This window comes from Mesorhizobium sp. M0185 (assembly GCF_040322175.1).
Classification (GTDB): domain Bacteria; phylum Pseudomonadota; class Alphaproteobacteria; order Rhizobiales; family Rhizobiaceae; genus Mesorhizobium.
Genome location: NZ_JAMYSY010000007.1, coordinates 110,440 through 130,049, shown reverse-complemented (window position 1 = coordinate 130,049; position 19,610 = coordinate 110,440). Strand labels below are relative to the sequence as shown.

General features: G+C 63.0%; 13 protein-coding genes. 7 read left to right on the top strand and 6 right to left on the bottom strand.

The annotated features are described in order from the left end of the window. Positions 1-50: 50 nt before the first annotated feature. Positions 51-2,105, bottom strand: a complete 2,055-nt coding sequence (locus NKJ20_RS08355) for a bifunctional aldolase/short-chain dehydrogenase (RefSeq protein ID WP_352743503.1) — start codon at positions 2,103-2,105, stop codon at positions 51-53. Positions 2,106-2,190: 85 nt separating this feature from the next. Further along, positions 2,191-3,156, bottom strand: coding sequence for a sugar-binding transcriptional regulator (locus tag NKJ20_RS08350; RefSeq protein ID WP_352743501.1), 966 nt, complete (start codon positions 3,154-3,156; stop codon positions 2,191-2,193). Between the two features lie 188 nt (positions 3,157-3,344). On the opposite strand from NKJ20_RS08350, the gene NKJ20_RS08345 reads away from it, so the two are divergent. From NKJ20_RS08345 to NKJ20_RS08330, 4 genes are all read left to right on the top strand, one after another. Further along, a complete protein-coding gene (locus NKJ20_RS08345; RefSeq protein WP_352743499.1) occupies positions 3,345-4,985 on the top strand; it encodes an acyl-CoA synthetase in 1,641 nt (546 codons plus the stop codon). A gap of 226 nt (positions 4,986-5,211) precedes the next feature. Further along, positions 5,212-5,820 carry a TetR/AcrR family transcriptional regulator gene (locus tag NKJ20_RS08340; RefSeq protein WP_352743498.1) on the top strand — a complete coding sequence of 203 codons (609 nt, stop codon included), beginning with the start codon at positions 5,212-5,214 and terminating at the stop codon, positions 5,818-5,820. Between the two features lie 62 nt (positions 5,821-5,882). After that, positions 5,883-7,031 carry an efflux RND transporter periplasmic adaptor subunit gene (locus tag NKJ20_RS08335; RefSeq protein WP_352743496.1) on the top strand — a complete coding sequence of 383 codons (1,149 nt, stop codon included), beginning with the start codon at positions 5,883-5,885 and terminating at the stop codon, positions 7,029-7,031. 208 nt (positions 7,032-7,239) lie between these two features. Then, positions 7,240-10,374, top strand: a complete 3,135-nt coding sequence (locus tag NKJ20_RS08330) for an efflux RND transporter permease subunit (protein ID WP_352743494.1) — start codon at positions 7,240-7,242, stop codon at positions 10,372-10,374. Between the two features lie 53 nt (positions 10,375-10,427). On the opposite strand, the gene NKJ20_RS08325 is transcribed toward NKJ20_RS08330, so the two are convergent. Then, positions 10,428-10,886 (bottom strand): helix-turn-helix domain-containing protein, encoded by a 459-nt coding sequence (locus NKJ20_RS08325; protein ID WP_352455217.1) that lies wholly within the window; start codon positions 10,884-10,886, stop codon positions 10,428-10,430. Continuing rightward, positions 10,879-11,250: a DUF4258 domain-containing protein gene (locus tag NKJ20_RS08320; RefSeq protein WP_352743493.1), complete on the bottom strand. Its 372-nt coding sequence runs from the start codon at positions 11,248-11,250 to the stop codon at positions 10,879-10,881. The genes NKJ20_RS08325 and NKJ20_RS08320 overlap by 8 nt, the downstream gene beginning before the upstream one ends. A gap of 177 nt (positions 11,251-11,427) precedes the next feature. On the opposite strand from NKJ20_RS08320, the gene NKJ20_RS08315 reads away from it, so the two are divergent. The 3 genes from NKJ20_RS08315 (at position 11,428) to msuE (ending at position 15,086) form a co-directional block, all read left to right on the top strand. Continuing rightward, positions 11,428-12,921, top strand: coding sequence for an aldehyde dehydrogenase family protein (locus NKJ20_RS08315; protein WP_352743492.1), 1,494 nt, complete (start codon positions 11,428-11,430; stop codon positions 12,919-12,921). A gap of 133 nt (positions 12,922-13,054) precedes the next feature. Next, complete coding sequence (locus tag NKJ20_RS08310) at positions 13,055-14,410, top strand: LLM class flavin-dependent oxidoreductase (protein WP_352743490.1); 1,356 nt, start codon at positions 13,055-13,057, stop codon at positions 14,408-14,410. 115 nt (positions 14,411-14,525) lie between these two features. Beyond that, entirely contained in the window at positions 14,526-15,086 is a 561-nt protein-coding gene (msuE, locus tag NKJ20_RS08305) for an FMN reductase (RefSeq protein WP_352455213.1), read from the top strand. 147 nt (positions 15,087-15,233) lie between these two features. On the opposite strand, the gene NKJ20_RS08300 is transcribed toward msuE, so the two are convergent. Both NKJ20_RS08300 and NKJ20_RS08295 read right to left on the bottom strand, forming a co-directional pair. Further along, positions 15,234-16,943 carry a trimethylamine N-oxide permease gene (locus NKJ20_RS08300; protein ID WP_352743488.1) on the bottom strand — a complete coding sequence of 570 codons (1,710 nt, stop codon included), beginning with the start codon at positions 16,941-16,943 and terminating at the stop codon, positions 15,234-15,236. Positions 16,944-17,220: 277 nt separating this feature from the next. Further along, positions 17,221-19,590, bottom strand: coding sequence for a trimethylamine N-oxide demethylase (locus tag NKJ20_RS08295; RefSeq protein ID WP_352743486.1), 2,370 nt, complete (start codon positions 19,588-19,590; stop codon positions 17,221-17,223). Positions 19,591-19,610 lie beyond the last annotated feature (20 nt).

The window sequence follows — 19,610 nt, the reverse complement described above, 5'->3', positions numbered from 1 at the left end:
GGAAAAGAGCGGCTCGCGGGCCGCTCTTTTTGTTGGTCCGGTGTTTAGATCTACCTCAGCGCCGCCGCGATGTTGCCGCCATCGACTGTCGTCACATCGGCGGTGGTCCGCTCGGCCAGCGCTTGATGCAGAAAGGCCTGGGCGACGTCTTCTGCCGTCACTTCCTGCCCGAGCAGGTTGCCCGACATGTACTCCTTCTCCGACACGCCGCGCGCGCCCGAGCGGCTGGCGATCATGGCGTCGGTCAACAGCCCCGAACGGATGCGGTCGGCGTTGACGGCATTGGAGCGGATGCCATGCGCGCCGTAGTCGAGCGCATATTGCCTGGACAGGAACAGCGTTGCCGCCTTGGGAATGCCATAGGCGCCGAACTTCGGCCCCGGATTGACCGCCTGCTTGGAGGTGTTGAACAACAGCACGCCGCCGGTGCCCTGTTCCAGCATGATGCGCACGGCATTCTGCGCCGCCGACTGATGGGCGAAGAAATTGAGTTCGAAGCTTTTGCGCAAGGTGGCGTCGTCGAGCTCGCCGATCCGGCCCTCCCAGGCAGCGCCGGCATTTGACACGAGAATGTCGAGGCCGCCGAAGACGGCGACCGCTTTGTCGAAGGCGACGCGCATCTGCACCGGATCGGTGATGTCGGCGCCAATGCCGATCGAATTGTTACCGGCCTTTTTTGCCGCCTCGGCAGCCCTTGCCGCATCGAGATCGACGACGACGGCATGGGCACCGTTGTCGGCGAACAGCTTTGCCGTGGCAGCACCGATCGCGCCGGCGCCGCCGGTGACCAGCACCACCTGGCCGGTCAGCGGCTTCGGCTTGTTGGAGGCGAGCTTGGCCTGTTCCAGCGACCAGTATTCGAGCGGGAACAGATCGCTTTTGGAGAGCGGGCGGAAGTCACCGACGGCTTCGGCGCCGCGTACCGCCTCGATCCACATTTCGCCGACGTCCGAGGCAATCTTCGCATCCTTCAGCGTGCGGCCGTGGCCGAACATGCCGAGGCCGGGCACCAGCGTCAGCCGCGGCATCGGGTCGAGCATGGTGCGCTTCACGTCGTCGAGCGCATCATTGGTTTCGAAATAGGCGCGATAGTCCTTGGCGAATTTCTCGACATGCTGGCGGATGACGGATTTGTAGTCGCCGACCTTGTCCGCGTCGGGCGCCGGCAATGCCATCGGTCCGGTCTTGATGCGGATCGACAGGTCGGGTGTCGACACGCCGCGCCCGGCATAGTCGGCAATTTTTGCCGAATTGATGAAATCGACGATCGCATCCGAGGTGCGGAAATCGCTGATCATCCGATCGAAGCGGCCTTCGCCGCGTGCCACCGCCACTGCGCCGCGCAGCATCGGCGCAATCTCCGCAGGCTTCGCCAGCCTGGCCGGCAGTGCCACTTTTTCGGTGCGCGGCTTGCCGTTCCCGGCGATGAAATCCTCGGCGACGTTCACATAATGGATCATCCGGTCATAGGCCTGCCTGGCATTGTCGCCGAAGGTGAAGATGCCGTGCTTGTCGAGGATCAGGCCTTCGACCGTCGGATCGGCGTCGAATACATCGGCGGCCGCCTTGGCCAGATCGAAGCCCGGCATGATGTAAGGCACGAAGCCCATTTTCTCGCCGAACACCTTCCGGCTCAGCGCCTCGCTATCCTCCTGGTCGACGATGGCCAGGATTGCTGTCGAATGCGTGTGGTCGACGAATTTGTGCGGCAGGAAGACGTGCAGCAGCGTCTCGACCGAAGGGTTGGGCGAGGACGGATCGATGAGGTTCGCCCGTTGCAGCGCGACCATGTCCTCGTCGGAGAGCTTCTTGAGCGACCGCGCCTTCAACAGCGCGCCGAGCTTGACCGCCGGCAGGCCCTGCGGCTCGATGACGCCCATGTCCCAGCCGCTGCCCTTGACGCAGAGCACGTCCCATTCGTCGCCGACAAGGTCGGTGGCCTTGGTCTTGCACGAGGTGTTGCCGCCGCCATGCAGGACGAGCCGCGGCTCGCCGCCCAGCAGCCTGGTCGTATAGACGCGCAGCGCCAGGTCGCGGGCCACACCCTTCTTTGCATAGTCGGCGACCAGCTTCTCCGCCTCGCCGTCATTCCACAGGTTCTTCATGTCAGCTTCGTCCGATTTCTCTCTTGTTGTGAACAGGAATACCGCGACGCCTTGATGACAATGCGTCGGCGGCTGAAACTAGGTATCAGGCGACCTTTTCTGCTGCCGCTCCGGCATGGTCGAGCAGCCGTCGCGCCATGTGCGCGCCGACGACCAGATGGGTACAGAGCCCGCCGGCGATCGCCGCGACGAGCGGTTCGAACTTGCTGTCCTCCTGCACCACCACAAGGCGCTTTCCGATCCTGCGCAGCGATGACAGCTCCGCCGAAATCAGCCGGCGGTTGTAGCTGCAGTCGAGCGCCTGGCCTTCGGCGTCGATGATCTGCCCGGCAATGACGCCGGCCGCACCCGCCTTGCGCAGTGCAGCCATTTCGCTCTCGGTCAGCGCGCCACATTTGACCAGGTGGCTGTCGGTGTCCACCGAGCCTACCGAATACAGCGCCAGGTCGCATTCGCCGATGCCCGACAATTGCTCGCGGATCACCGGCTCGGCGCGCAGGCCGCGTGCCAGTTCTTCCGTCGTCAGCACCAGCGGCGCGTAGAAATTCAGCCCCTTGGCGTTGAGCCGGCGCGCGATTTCCATCGTGCATTGGTCCGGCCGGTACGAATAGGGGGCGCCCAGATTGCCGCAGAGCTGCACCACGGTGACGTCCTGCAGATCGGCATAGGACATGATGTCGGCGATCGTGTAGATGGTCCGTCCCCAGGCGACGCCGATGCGGTCGCCCTTCTTGACCAGCTCGAGAAAGACGCTTGCCGCCAGCACCGCGATGTCGGTCGAGGGGTCGGCGACATAGCCGTTTTCCGGCGCGATCCAGACCGCGTCGAGCTTCAGCACGTCTTCGAGCTTGCGCGCCAGCACGTCGTCGGTGAAAAGCTGTGTCGAGGTCGAGATGTTGACGATGCCGGTCTCGCGCGCCTTGCGCAGATACATCGCCACCGAGGCACGGGAAATCTTGAGCTGGCTGGCCACCTGGTCCTGGCGCAGGCCGTGTGCGTAGTAAAGCCAGGCGGCCTTGTGGATAAGCTGTTCTGCCGGTCGGATCGCCATGCCATCTCCTCGCTGACATTATTCGCGGCTCTCGACAAAAGTCAAATTGGGAGGAAGGCATAGATGCCCTTTCGCTCGCCGAATCTAGACCATTCTTGTGCCAAACGCGGTCTATGATGGCATCGTTGGTGGTGACGGGTCGGAAGCCGGTAGCTAAAGTTCTCGACGAACACATTGCGGAGGACGGGATGGGCAATCCCTACGAACAGGATCTCGACAGGAACCCGGCCAACCACCAGCCGCTGACGCCGCTGACCTATTTCGAGCGGGCGGCAAAAACCTTTACCGACCAGACCGCCATCATCCATGGCCGCCAGCGCACGACCTATCGCGATTTCTGGAAGCGCTCGCTGAGGCTTGCCTCGGCGCTGGCGAAGCGCGGTATCGGCAAGGGCGACACCGTCACCGTCATGCTGTCCAACACACCGCCGATGCTGGAAGCGCATTTCGGCGTGCCGATGACCAAGGCGGTGCTGCATTCGCTCAACACCCGCCTCGACGCCGCGGTCATTGCCTTCCAGCTCGACCATGCCGAAACCAAGGTGCTGATCGTTGACCGCGAATTCGCCGGCGTGGTCCGGCAAGCGCTGGCGCTCGCCGAGGTCAAGCCGCTGCTGATCGATTACGACGATCCCGACTACGCCGCCGATGCGCCCTATGCCAAGGGCGAGCGGATCGGCACGCTCGACTACGAGGCGTTTGTCGCCGACGGCGACGAGGATTTCGCCTGGTCGATGCCGGACGATGAATGGGACGCCATATCGCTCAACTACACCTCCGGCACCACAGGCAATCCGAAGGGCGTCGTCTGTCACCATCGCGGCGCGGCACTGATGGCCTATGCCAATACCATCCATGCCGGGATGGGCAAGCACCCGGTCTATCTGTGGACGCTGCCGATGTTCCACTGCAACGGCTGGTGTTTTCCCTGGACGCTTGCCGTGCAGGGCGGCACGCATGTCTGCCTGCGCTGGGTGCGGCCGAAGCCGATCTACGACGCCATCGCCGATCACGGCGTCACCCATCTGTGCGGTGCACCCATCGTCATGTCGGTGCTGATCAACGCCAGGGACGAGGACAAGCGGCAATTCCCGCAGACCGTCACCTTCAACACCGCCGCGGCGCCGCCGCCTGAGGCGGTGCTGTCGGGCATGGCCGATGCGGGCTTTGCCGTCACCCATCTCTACGGCCTGACCGAAACCTATGGCCCGGCCGTCGTCAACGAATGGCACGGCGAGTGGGACCGGCTGGAGAAAGGGGCGAGGGCGGCGAAGAAGGCCAGGCAAGGCGTACGCTATGCCGCGCTCGAAGGCCTGACGGTGATGGACCCGCAGACGATGCAAGAGACGCCGGCCGACGGCGAGACGATCGGCGAGGTGATGTTCCGCGGCAATATCGTCATGAAGGGCTATCTCAGGAACCGCAAGGCGAGCGATGAGGCCTTTGCCGGCGGCTGGTTCCATTCGGGCGACCTCGGCGTCATGCATCCGGACGGCTACATCCAGCTCAAGGACCGTTCCAAGGACATCATCATCTCCGGCGGCGAAAACATCTCCTCGATCGAGGTCGAGGAGGCGCTGTACAAGCATCCCGCCGTCGGCTCCTGCGGCGTTGTCGCCAGATCCGACGACAAATGGGGTGAGGTGCCAGTCGCCTATGTCGAGCTGAAGCCGGGCAAGGCGGCGACCGAGGCGGAGGTAATCGAGCACTGCCGCGCGCTGCTCGCCCGCTTCAAGGTGCCGAAAGCGGTGATCTTCGCGGAAATCCCGAAGACTTCGACGGGCAAGATCCAGAAGTTCCGGCTGCGAGAGATGGCAAAGCAGCCTTAGGGCCTGATCCGAAAACGGAACCGATTTCGGAAAGCATCTTTTCAAGATCCTTCGCAAAAAACACGGGGCGGCGTTGCAGGCGCGCCCGGCGGAAACCACATGCGTTTCATGGGCAGGGATGTCACCATTTGTCATCAGCAGCCAAAATCGAGCCTTGACAGGTGATGGTTTTCAATTTACGAGTGACGAAATTCTAAATTCGTCAGTCGTAAATTTGGCCAACGAGATGCTTGAAATCCTAGACACCACCGCCGATTCCGCCCGCCAGGAAAATGTCACGCGCATCCTGGATTGCGCGGAGCGATTGTTTCGCCACTACGGCTACGGCAAGACCAACGTCGCCGACATAGCGCGCGAACTCGGCATGTCGACCGCCAACATCTACCGCTTCTTCGCCTCCAAGGTGGAAATCCACCAGGCGGTTTGCGGCCGTATGCTCGAGACCTGCTACCGGTTGAGCTACGAAGCCTGCCATGGTTCCGGCACCGCCAGCGAGAAGCTCCGCCGCTACGTGCATACGCACTATCAGTGGACGCTGGAAACCATGATCGACCAGGAGAAGGTGCACGAGATGGTCATCGTCGCCATCGAGCGCGACTGGCACGTCATCGAAAAGCACATCGACCGCATCCACGACCTGGTCGCTGAGGTGATCCGCGAGGGCATCGCCACCGGCGAGTTCGTCGATCAGGATCCGGTAGTCGCTTCCCGGTGTTTCGGTGCTGCTATTATCAGCCTCTCTCATCCACAGATGATGGCTCAGTGCCTCGCCAAGAAGAACCGGGCGACGCCGGACGAGCTTACCGAGTTTGCCATCAGAGCCTTGAAGAAATGACCGTTGCCGCCCGTCGGGCGGCGATACCGGCAATTCATCCCCACAGTTCGGGAGTACGAAAAGTGTCTTTGTCCAAGTCCATCACCTACAGGCGACCGGCCGCCGGCCTGGCACTGATTATCGTTGTCGCTCTCGGCCTCGCCGGCTGCTCGCAGGAGAAAGCCGAGGTCACCGAGATCATCCGCCCGGTCAAGGTGGTCGAGATCACTAAGGCGAGCGATACCCGTCAGCTTTCCTATTCCGGATCGGTGCGTGCCCGCACCGAGATGAATCTCGGTTTTCGCATCAACGGCAAGATCACCGAGCGCCTTGTCGACATCGGTGACCGCGTCAAGCCGGGCGACGTTCTCGCCCGCATCGATCCCACCGACTACGAGCTTTCGGTGAGAAGCGCTCAGGCCAGCCTCGATGCTGCCGACCGTCAGGTCGAGACAGTCGAGCTTACGCGCAAGCGGGCCGAACAGCTCTACGCCAAGAATTTCGCGCCGAAGTCGCAGCTCGAGCAGGCGACGCTCAGCTACAATCAGGCGGTCGCCACGCGCGACTCCGCCCGCTCGCAGCTTGCCCAGGCACAGAACCAGGTCCGCTATACCGATCTCAAGGCGGACAAGAACGGCATCGTCACATCAGTTGCCGCCGATGTCGGCCAGGTGGTCGGCTCCGGCACGCCGGTGGTGACCGTTGCCATCGACGGCGAGAAGGAAGTCCTGATCGCTGTTCCGGAAACCGATATCGCCGAATTCAAGCCGGGCAAGACCGTCAAGGCTGGCTTCTGGTCCGATGAGGCGCTGACGCTCGACGGCAAGGTCCGCGAAGTCGCCGGCAGCGCCGATCCGCAGTCGCGCACCTTTGCCGTTCGCGTCAGCCTGCCCAACGATTCTCGCGTGCTGCTAGGCATGACCGCCTCCATCGAAGCCGCGGCGGACAACCGGCAGCAACTGGTGTCGATCCCGCTGGCCGCGTTGGCGCAAAAGGACAGCCAATCGATCGTCTGGACAGTCGACCGCAACGGCGGGACCGTCCATGCGCATCCGGTCAAGGTCGCCGCCTTCACCCCCGACGGCGTCAGTGTCGCCGATGGGCTGAAGCCGGGTGACGTCGTCGTCGCCGCCGGCACGCAGTTCATGACCGAGAATCTGAAAGTCAAGCTGACCGGTGATGCAGCGCAACAGTCGGCGTCGGCCGATGACGCTGCAAGGCGCTTGCGCTGACGGCCAGGCAATTCACGGTTTCCGGGCGGCAGGCGCCCCCGATTTTCGAGATCTCAGGTCGATGTAACCCCCACGCCGACCCTCGCGTCCCACCGCGATGTAGATCTCTCAACTCGGAAAGCCACGCCGCCCGGAAGCCCACATCGGAAGTTCCTTGGGCATGCGAAAGCGCGTGCTCTGTTGATCAAATTGAAACGGACTGACGCCGATGACCATCGACACCAATGAAAAGCGGTCTTTCAATCTTTCGCGCTGGGCAATCGGCCATCCGAGCATTGCCCGCTTCCTGTTCGGGCTGATCATCGTCGCCGGTGCGCTCGGCCTGATGCGCATGGGCCAAAAGGAAGACCCCGATTTCACCTTCCGCGTCATGGTCGTCCAGGCGATCTGGCCAGGCTCCTCGATCAAGGAGATGGAGGACCAGGTCGTCAACAAGATCGAGCGCAAGCTGCAGGAAACGCCGCACCTCGATTTCGTCCGCTCCTACACCCGCGCCGGCAGCGCCATCATTACCTTGCAGGTCAAGGGCGACACCAATCCGGCGCAGGTCGCCGATGCTTTCTATCAGGTGCGCAAGAAGGTCGGCGATATCGCCAATGAGCTGCCGCAGGGGCTGCTCGGGCCTTACTTCAATGACGAATTCGGCGACACGTTCATCACCCTGCATTCGATCAGCGGCGACGGCTACAGCTATCCCGAGCTGAAGAAATTCGCCATCCAGGCGCGTGACATGCTGCTGACGACGCCCGGTGTCGAGAAGGCCGTGATCATCGGCGACCAGCCGGAAAAGCTCTACATCGACGTTTCATCCAAGGTGCTTGCCGAACGCGGCCTGACGTTGACCGACCTGCAGAATGCGATCCAAGGCCAGAACAATGTCGACCCGGCAGGTTCGGTCGACACCGGCCAGCGTTCGGTGCGCATTTCGGTCGAGGGCGATGTCACCAGGGCGGCCGACATCCGCGAACTTCGCCTGCGCGCCGGCAACCAGGTGACGCGCCTCGGCGACATCGCCACCGTGACCTCGGGCCTCGAGGATCCGTACCAGCGCAAGTACCGTTTCAACGGACACGACAGCGTCCAGCTCGGCGTCGTCATGGCCAAGGGCTTCAACGTCACCGACGTCGGCAAGGACGTCGAAGCGACCTATAAGCGCTTCGAAGCGGCGCTGCCCTATGGCGTTTCGGTCGATCAGATTTCCGACCAGCCGCATGTCGTGAAGGAGGCTGTGAGCGAGTTCATGGAAGCGCTCGGCGAAGCGCTGCTGATCGTGCTTTTTGTATCGTTCCTGTCGATCGGGTGGCGCTCGGGCCTGGTGATCGCGATCGTCATTCCGCTGGTCCTGGCCGCCACGTTCGCCATCATGTACGAGCTCGGCATCGACCTGCAGCGCATTTCGCTCGGCGCCCTGATCATCGCCCTTGGCCTCCTGGTCGACGACGCGATGATCGTCGTCGAAATGATGGAGCGAAAGCTCGAGGAAGGCTTGGTCAAGGTCGAGGCGGCGAGCTTCGCCTATTCCTCGACCGCCTTCCCGATGCTGACCGGCACGCTGATCACCACGGCCGGCTTCATCCCCGTCGGTTTCGCGGCCTCTACGGCCGGCGAATATGTGCGCACCCTGTTTTACGTCGTCGGCATCGCGCTGGTCGTGTCCTGGTTCGCGGCGGTCTATTTCACGCCGTGGCTCGGCCACATGATCCTGAAGCAGCGCAAGCACGCCGGCAACCATCACGATGTCTTCGACACGCGCTTCTACCGCCGTCTTCGCTCGACCGTTGCATGGGCGGTGCGCCACCGCATCATCGTCCTGGTGATGACGCTGATGACGTTTGCCACCAGCCTGTGGGCGTTCCAGTTCATCCCGCAGAATTTCTTCCCGCAATCGTCGCGCCCGGAAATCCTTGTCGACCTCTGGCTGCCGGAAGGCACCAGCATCAAGGAAGTCGAGACGCAGGCCAAGGCGCTCGAAGCCAGGATGATGGACGACAAGGACAAGCGCTTCATCGCCACCTATGTCGGCGAAGGCGCGCCGCGCTTCTTCCTGCCGCTCGACCAGCAGCTTCGCAACCCGAACTTCGCCCAGCTTCTGGTGATGGCCAATGACGAACCGGCCCGCGAGCGGCTGATTGTCAAGCTGCGCACCATCCTGGCCAATGATTTCCCATCGATCCGCGCCAAGGTCGACCGCCTGTTCCTTGGTCCGCCGACCGGCTGGCCGGTGCAGATGCGCGTCATGGGTCCGGATCGCCAGGAGGTGCGCCGCATCGCTGACGAGGTGAAGGCGAAGTTCCAGGCAAATCCGCTGCTCGGCGCCATCCACGACGACTGGCTGGAGCCGGTGCCGACGATGAAGCTGGTGATCGACCAGGATCGCGCCCGTGCGCTCGGCGTCACCTCGCAGCGCATCCGCCAGACGCTGCAGGCGGCCATGTCGGGAGCGCCGCTCGATGACTTCCGCGACGGCGAGGAGACGGTTTCGATCGTCGCCCGTGAGCCGGAGGCAAGCCGTCACCTGCTGTCGGCGGTCGACTCCGTCTACATCCCGACCGATTTCGGTGGCTCCGTGCCGCTGTCGCAGGTCGCCAAGATCGTCCCGGTGCTGGAGCAAGGCGTCGAATGGCGGCGCGACCGCTTGCCGACCATCAGCGTACGCGCCACGCTTCCGGACGGCGTGCAGCCGAACGATGTCGCCATGAAAATGTACAGTGAGATGCAGGGCCTGCGCGCCAGCCTCGCACCCGGCTACAAGATCGAGATCCAGGGCGGCGCCGAGGATGCGGCCGAAAGCCAGGCCTCGATTGCGGCGAAAGCGCCGATCATGCTGGCCGTCATCGTCGTGCTGCTGATGATCCAGCTGCAGCATTTCGGCAAGGCGATGCTGGTGCTGGCCACCGGTCCGCTCGGCATCATCGGCGCGGCGGCGGCACTTTTGATCAGCGGCGCGCCGTTCGGCTTCGTCGCCATCCTCGGTGTCATCGCCCTGCTCGGCATCATCATGCGCAACTCGATCATCCTGGTCGATCAGATCGATCAGGACATCGCCGCCGGCGTGGAGCGTTCCGAGGCCATCATCGGCTCGGCGGTGCGCCGCTTCCGGCCGATCGTGCTGACGGCGCTGACGGCGGTGCTGGCGCTGATCCCGATCTCGCGCGGCGTCTTCTGGGGGCCGCTCGCCTACGCCATGATGGGCGGCATTCTCGTCGCCACGGTGCTGACCATCCTTGTGCTGCCGGCAGCCTATGCGCTGTTCTTCGGCCGGGAGCCCAAGAAGGTGGTGGAGCAGCCGGCCGAGACGGAAGAAAAGAACGAAAGGCCGCAACTGGCCCTGGCGGCCGAATAGCGGTCGAGCGAACGTCTTCCATAGATAACCCCGCCGAGGCGGGGTTATTAGGGTCAGGCCGCAATCAGTTCGTACGGCCGAGCATCGTTATTCATTTTCTGTATTTTGATCGGTTGCTCGTCCGCGGTAGGAACGCTCCGACGCGACAACTCATCGATTCCCGCGTCGACAGGGAGCCCTAGCTTTTCGATTGCCAAACGACGCACCAGGGCCTCAGCCGAGCTGTCAATGTCGATTTCGTTGCGCTCCCATCGGCCAATCGACTGCTTGTCACGGTGGACCATGGCGGCCAATTCAGCTTGGGTCAGACCCATTTCCGAGCGCAGGAAACGAAGCTCGTCCCCGCTCATGCCCTTGGCATGGCTTACGATCCCAAGCGCGATTACTTGATGCAGTTCATTCACAGCAGGAATCGTGATGATGTCGTCGCCATCGTCATCCACCTCAACGGCGATGCCTTCGATGTAAACGTTGAGCAGACCGCTTTCTGTGTAGTGGTGTGCGTTATTCATCAGCTTCAACTCCAATTATCGAGCCCGCTTTTCGCTCGAACTCATCGATCCACATGACCGAAATAACTTTGACGAGACATCCGTTCTTGGAAGGAATAATAACGACCCCGATGGATCGACTCCCGCCGTTCGGTGTCTTGCACTCCACGCGATAACGGAAATGACCCGGCCGGGTTGCGGGCACAGGTGGTTGGTACACATTTCCAAACTTGAGCGCATGCAGTACATCAGACATGATCAAGCCGCGTTCGGAAAGCCGATCCTGCGCATGCAGCTTGTACGAGATGTTTAGTTTCAGATTTCTCGCGATAGATCTTATTTCAATCGTCGCACGGCCGGCATCCCAAGGTTGCGTGGTCGTCACAAATCCCCCTTCTATGGCATTCCTTCCGGTGCTTCATCTATCATGGTGATACCTACATAAGTGCTGAACGTCAATAAACAAGCGGCATGCCATTGACGCCCGTTGGGTGGTGACAAATTCGCTACCGAACACAGGACGACACCGCTATTAAGACTAGCGCGTGGTTGGAGGACGGTCATGACCATAGCTCAGACGACGGCCCCGCTGCGGCTGCCGATCGACGGTCGCCATCGCCGGATGTTCATCGGCGGCGGCTGGGTCGATGCCCGCTCCGGCCGGACCACGGAGAGCCGAAATCCCGCCACCGGCGCGGTCATCGCCACGGTGCCGCGCGCCGACCGCCAGGACATCGACTTGGCGGTGACTGCTGCGCGCAAGGCGTTCGAGGGCTCGTGGAGCCGGTTCAAGCCTTATGAGCGGCAGGTGCTGCTGCTGAGGATCGCCGACCTCTTCGAAAAGCACTGGGAAGAGATCAGCCGCTCCGACACCACCGACATGGGCATGCCGATCATACGCACCCACGCCAATCGCAACCGCGTCATCGGCATGCTGCGCTACTATGCCGGCATGGCGACGGCGCTGCACGGCGAGACGATCGACAACTCGCTGCCCGGCGAAATCGTCTCTTTCACCCGCAAGGAGCCGGTCGGCGTCGTCGGCGCAATCATTCCCTGGAACGCGCCAACGGCGGCGTCGATCTGGAAGATCGGCCCGGCGCTGGCGACCGGCTGCACCATCGTGCTGAAACCATCGGAAGAGGCGCCGCTGACGCCACTTTTGATCGCCGACATCATGAACGAGGCCGGCGTTCCGGAAGGCGTCGTCAACATCGTCACCGGCACCGGCACCGAGGCAGGTGCCGCACTCGCCGAGCATATGGGCATCGACAAGATCGTCTTCACCGGCTCTACGGCAACCGGCCAGTCGATCGTGCGGGCCTCGGCCGGCAACCTCAAGCGCGTCTCCCTGGAGCTCGGCGGCAAGTCGCCGGTCATCGTCTGCGCCGATGCCGATCTCGACAAGGCGGTGCCGGTGGCGGCGATGTCGGTGTTCGCCAATTCCGGCCAGATCTGCATCGCCGGTTCGCGCCTTTTCGTCGAACGCGCCGTCCATGACGAGTTCGTCGAGCGGCTCGCGGCATATGCCAAGGGTCTCAGGGTCGGCGACGGCATCGACCCGGCGACCGAGATCGGTCCGCTCGTCTCCGAAAAGCAGTTGCAACGGGTCACCGGTTACCTCGAGGCCGGCACCGCGGAAGGGGCGAAACTCGTCACCGGAGGCACCCGGCTTGTGGAAGGCGCGCTTGCCGCTGGCAATTTCGTCGCGCCGACCGTTTTTGCCGGCGTCTCGGACGACATGAAGATCGCCCGTGAGGAGATCTTCGGGCCGGTGATTTCAGCCTTGCCGTTCGATACGCTGGACGAGGCGGTCGAGCGGGCCAACAACACGCCTTACGGCCTGGCTGCAGGGGTCTTCACCCAAAATCTCGCCACCGCCCACCAGCTCTCGCGCAAGATCCGCGCCGGCTCGGTCTGGGTCAATACCTATCACGCCATCGATCCGGCCGTGCCCTTCGGCGGCTACAAGATGAGCGGCTACGGCCGCGAGGGCGGCGCCGAGCACCTCGCCGAGTATCTCAACACCAAGGGCGTGTTCATCAAGATCGATTGATCGGTCCGCCGCCCGCACAAAAAATGCTCCCCGACGCCGGTTTTGCAAAACAGAATTCCTTCCCATGGCCGCAAAGCCATCCCATGCTCGAGCAATTGGAGCGTTACGCTCGTCGTCATCGGTGCGTTTTTCCATGGCAGAAAATCGACAATTGCGCCTTGGCGCTTTCGTGCGGCCCGTCAGCCTTCATACCGGCGCCTGGCGCTACCCGGGCGCCTATCCCGACGCCAACTTCAATTTCGCGCATCTCAAGCACTTCGCGCAAAGGCTGGAAGCGGCGAAGTTCGACGCCTTCTTCATGGCCGACCACCTGGCCGTGCTCAACATGCCGATCGAGGCGCTGCGGCGCAGCCACACGGTCACGTCCTTCGAGCCGTTCACGCTGTTGTCGGCGCTTGCCGCCGTCACCGATCGTATCGGGCTGATCGCAACCGCCTCGACGACGTTCGACGCGCCGTACCACATCGCCCGTCGTTTCGCCTCTCTCGACCATATCAGCGGCGGGCGCGCCGGCTGGAATATCGTCACCACATCCAATCCCGACGCCGCGCTGAATTTCGGCCTCGACGAGCATGTCGAGCACGACGAGCGTTATCGCCGGGCGCGGGAGTGTTACGATGTCGTCACCGGCCTGTGGGACAGTTTTGCCGACGATGCCTTCATCCGCGACGCCGAAAGCGGGCTCTATTTCGACCCGGCGAAGCTGCATGTGCTCGACCACAAGGGCGAATATCTTTCGGTGCGGGGACCGCTCAATATCGCGCGGCCGGTGCAGGGCTGGCCGGTCATCGTGCAGGCCGGCGCGTCGGAGGCCGGACGGCAGCTCGCCGCGGAAACGGCCGAGGTGATCTTCGCCGCCCATGCCGATCTCGCCTCGGGGCAGCGCTTCTTTGCCGACGTCAAGAAACGTGCGCAAAAACTTGGCCGGTCGCGCGACGACATCAAGATCCTGCCCGGCGCCTTCGTCATTGTCGGCGAGACCGTCGAGGAGGCGCAGACGAAGCGGGCCAAGCTCGACAGCCTCGTCTACTACGAGAGCGGCGTCGCCTCGCTGTCGATCGCGCTCGGCCACGACGCGTCGCGGTTCGATCCGGATTCAGTCTTGCCCGAAATCCCGGAAAGCAACGCCAGCAAGAGCGGCCGCGAGCGCGTCATCGAACTGGCGCGCAAGGAAAACCTGACCGTCAGGCAGCTTGCGCAGCGGCTGGGCGGCTATTCCGGTCTTGCCTTCGTCGGCACTTCGAAAACCATCGCCGACGAGATGGAGGAATGGCTGGTCACCGAAGGCTCGGACGGGTTCAACGTCATGTTCCCCTATCTTCCCGCCGGATTGGATGATTTCGTCGAGAAAATCGTGCCCGAATTGCAGCGGCGCGGCATTTTCAGGAGCGAATACGAAGGAACGACCCTGCGCGAAAATCTTGGCCTGAAGCGGCCGCCAAACCGGTTCTTCCAACCTGAGACGGCAGCGATCCGCAAAGCTGGTTAGAACCGGTAATGATTTTAGACCGTGGCAAGCATCCGTTCTTTTCGTTCGGTCCGAATGTCCATAGGGTCATGAGCAGCGGGCTGGCAGCCCGAAATCATCGCGAGGGCTTTGCATCATGACCAATCCGGCCGTTGTCGGTTTCTCAGGCAATTTCACCCGGCCGTCCAAGACGCGCGGCTTCGTCGATCGTATCGTGAACGAGGTAGCCGGCAGATATGGCCTGGCCGCCAGCACGCATGACGTCGTCGACCTCGGCCCCAGCCTCGGTGGCGCCAAATGGGCGCGTGAACTGGATGCGCAAGCGGGCGATATCCTCAAGCGCGTCGTCGCGGCGGACGTGCTCGTCGTTGGCTCGCCCACCTACAAGGGCAGCTATACCGGCCTGTTCAAACACTTCTTCGATCTTGTCGACCCGACGGCGCTCAGGGGCAAGCCGGTGGTGCTGCTGGCGACCGGCGGCGGCGACCGGCATGCGCTGATCATCGAGCACCAGCTGAGACCGCTGTTCGGCTTCTTCGAGGCCTTTACGCTGCCGACCGCGATCTACGCTTCGGACAGGGATTTCATCGACGGCGTGCTTGCGTCCGAGACGATCCAGGCGCGCGTCGGACAGGTGCTCGAGGATATCGGCGCAGCGCTTGGCGGTCGCTCCCGCGCTGGCACCGCTGCCGAATAGCCCCTAAAAAGAAAAACCCGCCTCGGCGGCGGGTCTCGGGGCGAATCATCACCATACCGAAATTAGTAGCATAGCTGCCGGCACAAAGCAAGAACGAAATGCAGGGATCGAGCGCGCCTTGCGCGCCCGATCCCTCAAGGCAAGCCGTCAGATGACGAACAGCCAGTTGGCGAGCAGCATCACCACGACGCCGGCGACCAGCGTCAGATAGGGCAGCATCCCCGCCTTTTTCACCGCAAGGTCGGACGAGCTCATGCCGAGATCGGCCAGCATGTGGTCGGGGAATTTGCCCTTGTCCTGGATGTAATGCCGGAAGCAGAACACCGGGATGATCAAGGCTGCCGTGATCAGCCCGGCCCACAATGCCATCGGATTCCACACCTTGGCGCCGGCGCCCATGAAGACCGCGTTGACGTAGGCAAAGATAGCGCCGAGGCCGAGCAGCCAGCTCGGCGCCTTCCAAGGCCGCGCGATGTGGCCATTGTCGATGCGGTGGATCCAGCCGGCATTGAGGTTAAGGAAGTTGAAGATGATGTAGCCGCAATTCGACACGGCGAGGATGAAGAAGAAGCTCGTTGCGTCGGCCGAGGCGATGGCCAGCACGATCAGGTTGAAGATCAGGTCGGTCCACATCGCCCGCGTCGGGGCGCCGTGCTCGTTGACATGGCTGAGATAGCGCGGCAGCCAGCCGTCGACCGAACCTTGATAGAGCGTGCGCGAGGAGCCGGCCATCGCCGTCATGATGCATAGCACCAGGGCCAGGATCATCAGCATCACCAGCAGGCTGTGGATCAGCTGTCCGCCGCCGACCATGCCGGCCAGCGCATCGGCAACGCCGGAGCCGTCGACGATCGGCGTCGCCAGCATGCCGTTCAAGCCGAGCACGCCCTGGAAGGTGAACGGCACCAGGATGAACAGCAGCATGCACAGCAGGCCGGAGTAGAAGATCGCCTTGAAGGTATCGGTGCCCGGGTTCTTGAACTCGGAGGTGTAGCAGACCGCGGTCTCGAATCCGTAAGTCGACCATGCCGCGATGAACATGCCGCCGAGCACCAGCGTCCAGCCGGCGATGTTCCACGCGCCGGGCTCCGGCGCATAGGCTGCAGCGAGCGGCACCAGCGGCGAGAAGTTTGCCCAGTTGATCTGGCCGGTGACGATCGGCACCACGCCGACGATGAGCATCGGGATGATGACCAGCAGGCCGATATATTTCTGCACGTTGGCCGTGCCCAGGATGCCGCGATGCTGGATCGAGAAGATGATCAGCATCAGCACCGCGCCGATGAAGAAGGTTGCGTTGAAGGTGAAGGAAACCGGGCCAAGCGTGTGACCGTAGAGCGTCCAGTTGCGGATCGCCGGCGTCGCCGCCGCGGTGACCGCGGTGATGGCGTCAGCGGCGCTGGTTCCGGCATGGGCCGCAATATAGGTGGCGACTTCCGGCGAAGTGTCGGTGAACAGCGGCACCGGTGCCAGCGCGTTGAGGATATAGGCGGCGGCGATCGAGCAGCCGAGCGACAGCACCGGCGACCAGGCGAACCAGTTGCACCACACCGAAAGCGGCGCGATGAATTTCGAATAGCGCAGCCACGCGGTGGCGCCGTAGACCGAGGCGCCGCCGGATTTGTTCGGGAACAGCCCGGCGATCTCCGCATAGGTGAAGGACTGCAGGAAGCCCATGACCATGGATACGGCCCAGATCAGGAAGGCCAGTGTTCCGGTGGTGCCGGCGATGCCGCCGATCGAAAACAGGACAAGGGCCGGAACGCCGCTTGCCACCCAGAAGGCGCCGCGCCAATCGATGTTCCGGTGCAGCTGCCCTTCGGCAGGCGGCACCAAGGTGGTGACTATCGTGCTCATTTACGTGGATTCCCCATTTTTGATGTTCCCCATCGGCAACAGCCGCAATCTCGCGAGGCGTCATCGACGCTCACGTTGAACGGCCCCAGGCGTTTTCCGCTCAGTAGTATTTTTTTCTTAGCAGTGAAGATTGACCCAACGCGCTTTCACGTCAAGCGCTTTGTGACGCTGTGCACATTGCGCTTGTGAAACAGTCGAGCTTCGCTGGCGCTGCCAACGGGTGCGGTCTTTCCTTCTCCCCTTGTTGTGGGAGAAGGGAAGAACCAGGAAGCGTCGGTCAGGAGCGCGGCCTGATCTTTTGCGGGTCGTAATGGGCGAAGGCGACGACGCGCGCCGGCAGCCGCTTGCTGTGACCATCGAGCTTGCCGATCTCGACCTCGGTGCCGATCGCCGAATGCGCGACGTCGAGCCTGGCCAACGCGATGGTCTTGTTCAGCACCGGCGAGCGCATGCCCGAGGTGACGACGCCGATCTGGGCCCGGCCGACATGCACGCAATCGCCGTGGCCGACCGCGACATTGGCGTCGACGTCGAGGCCGACCAGCTTCTTCTGCGGGTTTTCCTTGCGCCGGATCAGCGCCTCGCGGCCGATGAAATCGTCGCTCTTGGTCTTCAGGGGTACGGTGAAGCCGATGCCGGCCTCGAACGGGTCGGTCTGGTCGGAAAACTCGTGAGCAGCAAAGATCAGCCCGGCCTCGATGCGCACCATATCGAGCGCCTGCAGCCCCATCGGCTTCAGGCCGTGCGGCTGGCCGGCCTGCCAGATGGCGTCGAACACCTTTTCGGCGTCGCGCGGATGGCACCAGATCTCATAGCCGAGCTCGCCGGTGTAGCCGGTGCGCGACACCACGACGGGAATGCCGTTGCCGCCGCCGATGCGGGCGACGGCGAAACGGAACCATTCGAGTTCGTCGATCGACGGCTGCAGCGGCGAGGTCCAGATGATCTGCCGCAGGACGTCTCGGCTTTTCGGTCCCTGCACGGCAACATTGTGCATCTGGTCGGTCGAGGAGCGCACCAGCACGGTGAGGCCGAGTTTTTGCGCCGTTTCCCGCAGCCATTGGCCGGATAGATCGTCGCCGCCGACCCAGCGGAAATTATCCTTGCCGAGCCTGAGCAGCGTGCCGTCGTCGATCATGCCGCCATGCTCGTAGCACATGGCGGAATAGACGACCTGGCCGACGCCGAGCTTCTTGATGTCGCGGGTCAGCGTGTATTGCAGCAGCGCCTCGGAGTCCGGCCCGGTGACCTCGAACTTGCGCAGCGGCGACAGGTCCATGATCACGGCGTCCTGCCGGCAGGCCCAGTATTCATCGATCGGGCCTTGCTTGGCGAAGGAATTGGCCAGCCAATAGCCCTTGTACTCGACGAAGTTGCGGGTGTGCTTGGCAAAGCTCGAATGAAAGGCGGTCTCGCGGGTCATTTTCGGTTCCGAATCGGGCGTCATGCGTCTGGCGATCGCTCGCGAGAATTTGTGCTGGCCGGGATAGGTTCGCACATGGATGTCGGTCAGGTTCCAGCCATTGGCCGGCGTCGTATCGTCGGGGCAGGCGGACGAGACGCAGACGATGTCGGTGAGCGCCTTGAGTAGCACATAGTCGCCCGGCCGCGACCATGGCTCGTCCGATACCACGACGCCATGCGCGTCGATGGCCGTGTTGAAGAAGAAGTTGATCGCCATCCAGCCGGCGCGAGGCGTGACACCCTTGTCGGCCAGCGCGCGGTTGAAATTCTCCGAGCAGTTGGGATGGCCGGGATAACCGATGTCGTCGTAATATTTGGCCGCACAGGCGAGCGCGAATGCATCGTGGCGGCCGCAAGTGTCCTGCACAACCTCGACCAGCGGCTCCATGTCCTGGTCGTAGTATTTCGAGTGCAGACCGGGCATCGGATAGCTCGAACCCATCAGCGTGCGCGTCGTCGTCACGTCGAGCGGATGATCGCGGCCCTTGTCCAGCTTGCGCGCCGAAAAGCACTGGAAGTCGGTGCATTGGCGCCCATCGACATCGATGATCTGCAGATAGTCGCCCGCCTTGACGAAGTAGGCCTCCGCCGTCGCCGAATGGACGGGCAGGTCGAGCACGGGATCGGCCAGCGGGTCGGCAAGCCTGGATTTCGCCGCCGGGCGGATGGTGGCGCGGCGGACGATGACGCTAAGCGGCGTCGCCGTATCGTGGCCGTCGACCAGCATCGGCCCGCCGGGCGCGGCAATCAGCATCGACCCATCGCGAGCGACGGTAAAAGCCTGTTCGGTACCGGCAGGGGTGGCGCCGCCGAAAACGCGAACCGCCTTCGCCTGGTCGAGCTGCACCTGGCGCCGCTCGAGCCCCCGGCGCAAGGATGCGAGGCTGTCGTCGCCTTCGGCCAGCAGCGCCTTGATGCCGGCGGCATTGCTGTTCGATTTCTCGCCGAGAATGCCGGGATCGGTCGCGTCGCTGCTGTCCCATGCCAGCAACTCGCAGGCCTGCCCGCCCTCGACATCGCGCACGGTGACAATGTCGCCGGCCTCGACCTCGATCAGCACCGCGCCATTGCCCTGAACCGAGTAGCGCTCCATCCCGGCCGGCAGCGTAATCTGGCCTGGCCGCAGGATCAGGCTCGGCCGGGGCGGTCCGGCGACGACGGCGGGGTAGGGCGACTGGCTCATCTCAACCTTGGTTTCGAGAA

Excerpts from the sequence above, each read along its gene's own strand:
- NKJ20_RS08355 (WP_352743503.1), bottom strand. The coding sequence starts at position 2,105 with ATGAAGAACCTGTGGAATGACGGCGAGGCGGAGAAGCTGGTCGCCGAC.
- NKJ20_RS08350 (WP_352743501.1), bottom strand. The coding sequence starts at position 3,156 with ATGGCGATCCGACCGGCAGAACAGCTTATCCACAAGGCCGCCTGGCTT.
- NKJ20_RS08345 (WP_352743499.1), top strand. The coding sequence starts at position 3,345 with ATGGGCAATCCCTACGAACAGGATCTCGACAGGAACCCGGCCAACCAC.
- NKJ20_RS08340 (WP_352743498.1), top strand. The coding sequence starts at position 5,212 with ATGCTTGAAATCCTAGACACCACCGCCGATTCCGCCCGCCAGGAAAAT.
- NKJ20_RS08330 (WP_352743494.1), top strand. The coding sequence starts at position 7,240 with ATGACCATCGACACCAATGAAAAGCGGTCTTTCAATCTTTCGCGCTGG.
- NKJ20_RS08325 (WP_352455217.1), bottom strand. The coding sequence starts at position 10,886 with ATGAATAACGCACACCACTACACAGAAAGCGGTCTGCTCAACGTTTAC.
- NKJ20_RS08315 (WP_352743492.1), top strand. The coding sequence starts at position 11,428 with ATGACCATAGCTCAGACGACGGCCCCGCTGCGGCTGCCGATCGACGGT.
- NKJ20_RS08310 (WP_352743490.1), top strand. The coding sequence starts at position 13,055 with ATGGCAGAAAATCGACAATTGCGCCTTGGCGCTTTCGTGCGGCCCGTC.
- msuE (WP_352455213.1), top strand. The coding sequence starts at position 14,526 with ATGACCAATCCGGCCGTTGTCGGTTTCTCAGGCAATTTCACCCGGCCG.
- NKJ20_RS08300 (WP_352743488.1), bottom strand. The coding sequence starts at position 16,943 with ATGAGCACGATAGTCACCACCTTGGTGCCGCCTGCCGAAGGGCAGCTG.
- NKJ20_RS08295 (WP_352743486.1), bottom strand. The coding sequence starts at position 19,590 with ATGAGCCAGTCGCCCTACCCCGCCGTCGTCGCCGGACCGCCCCGGCCG.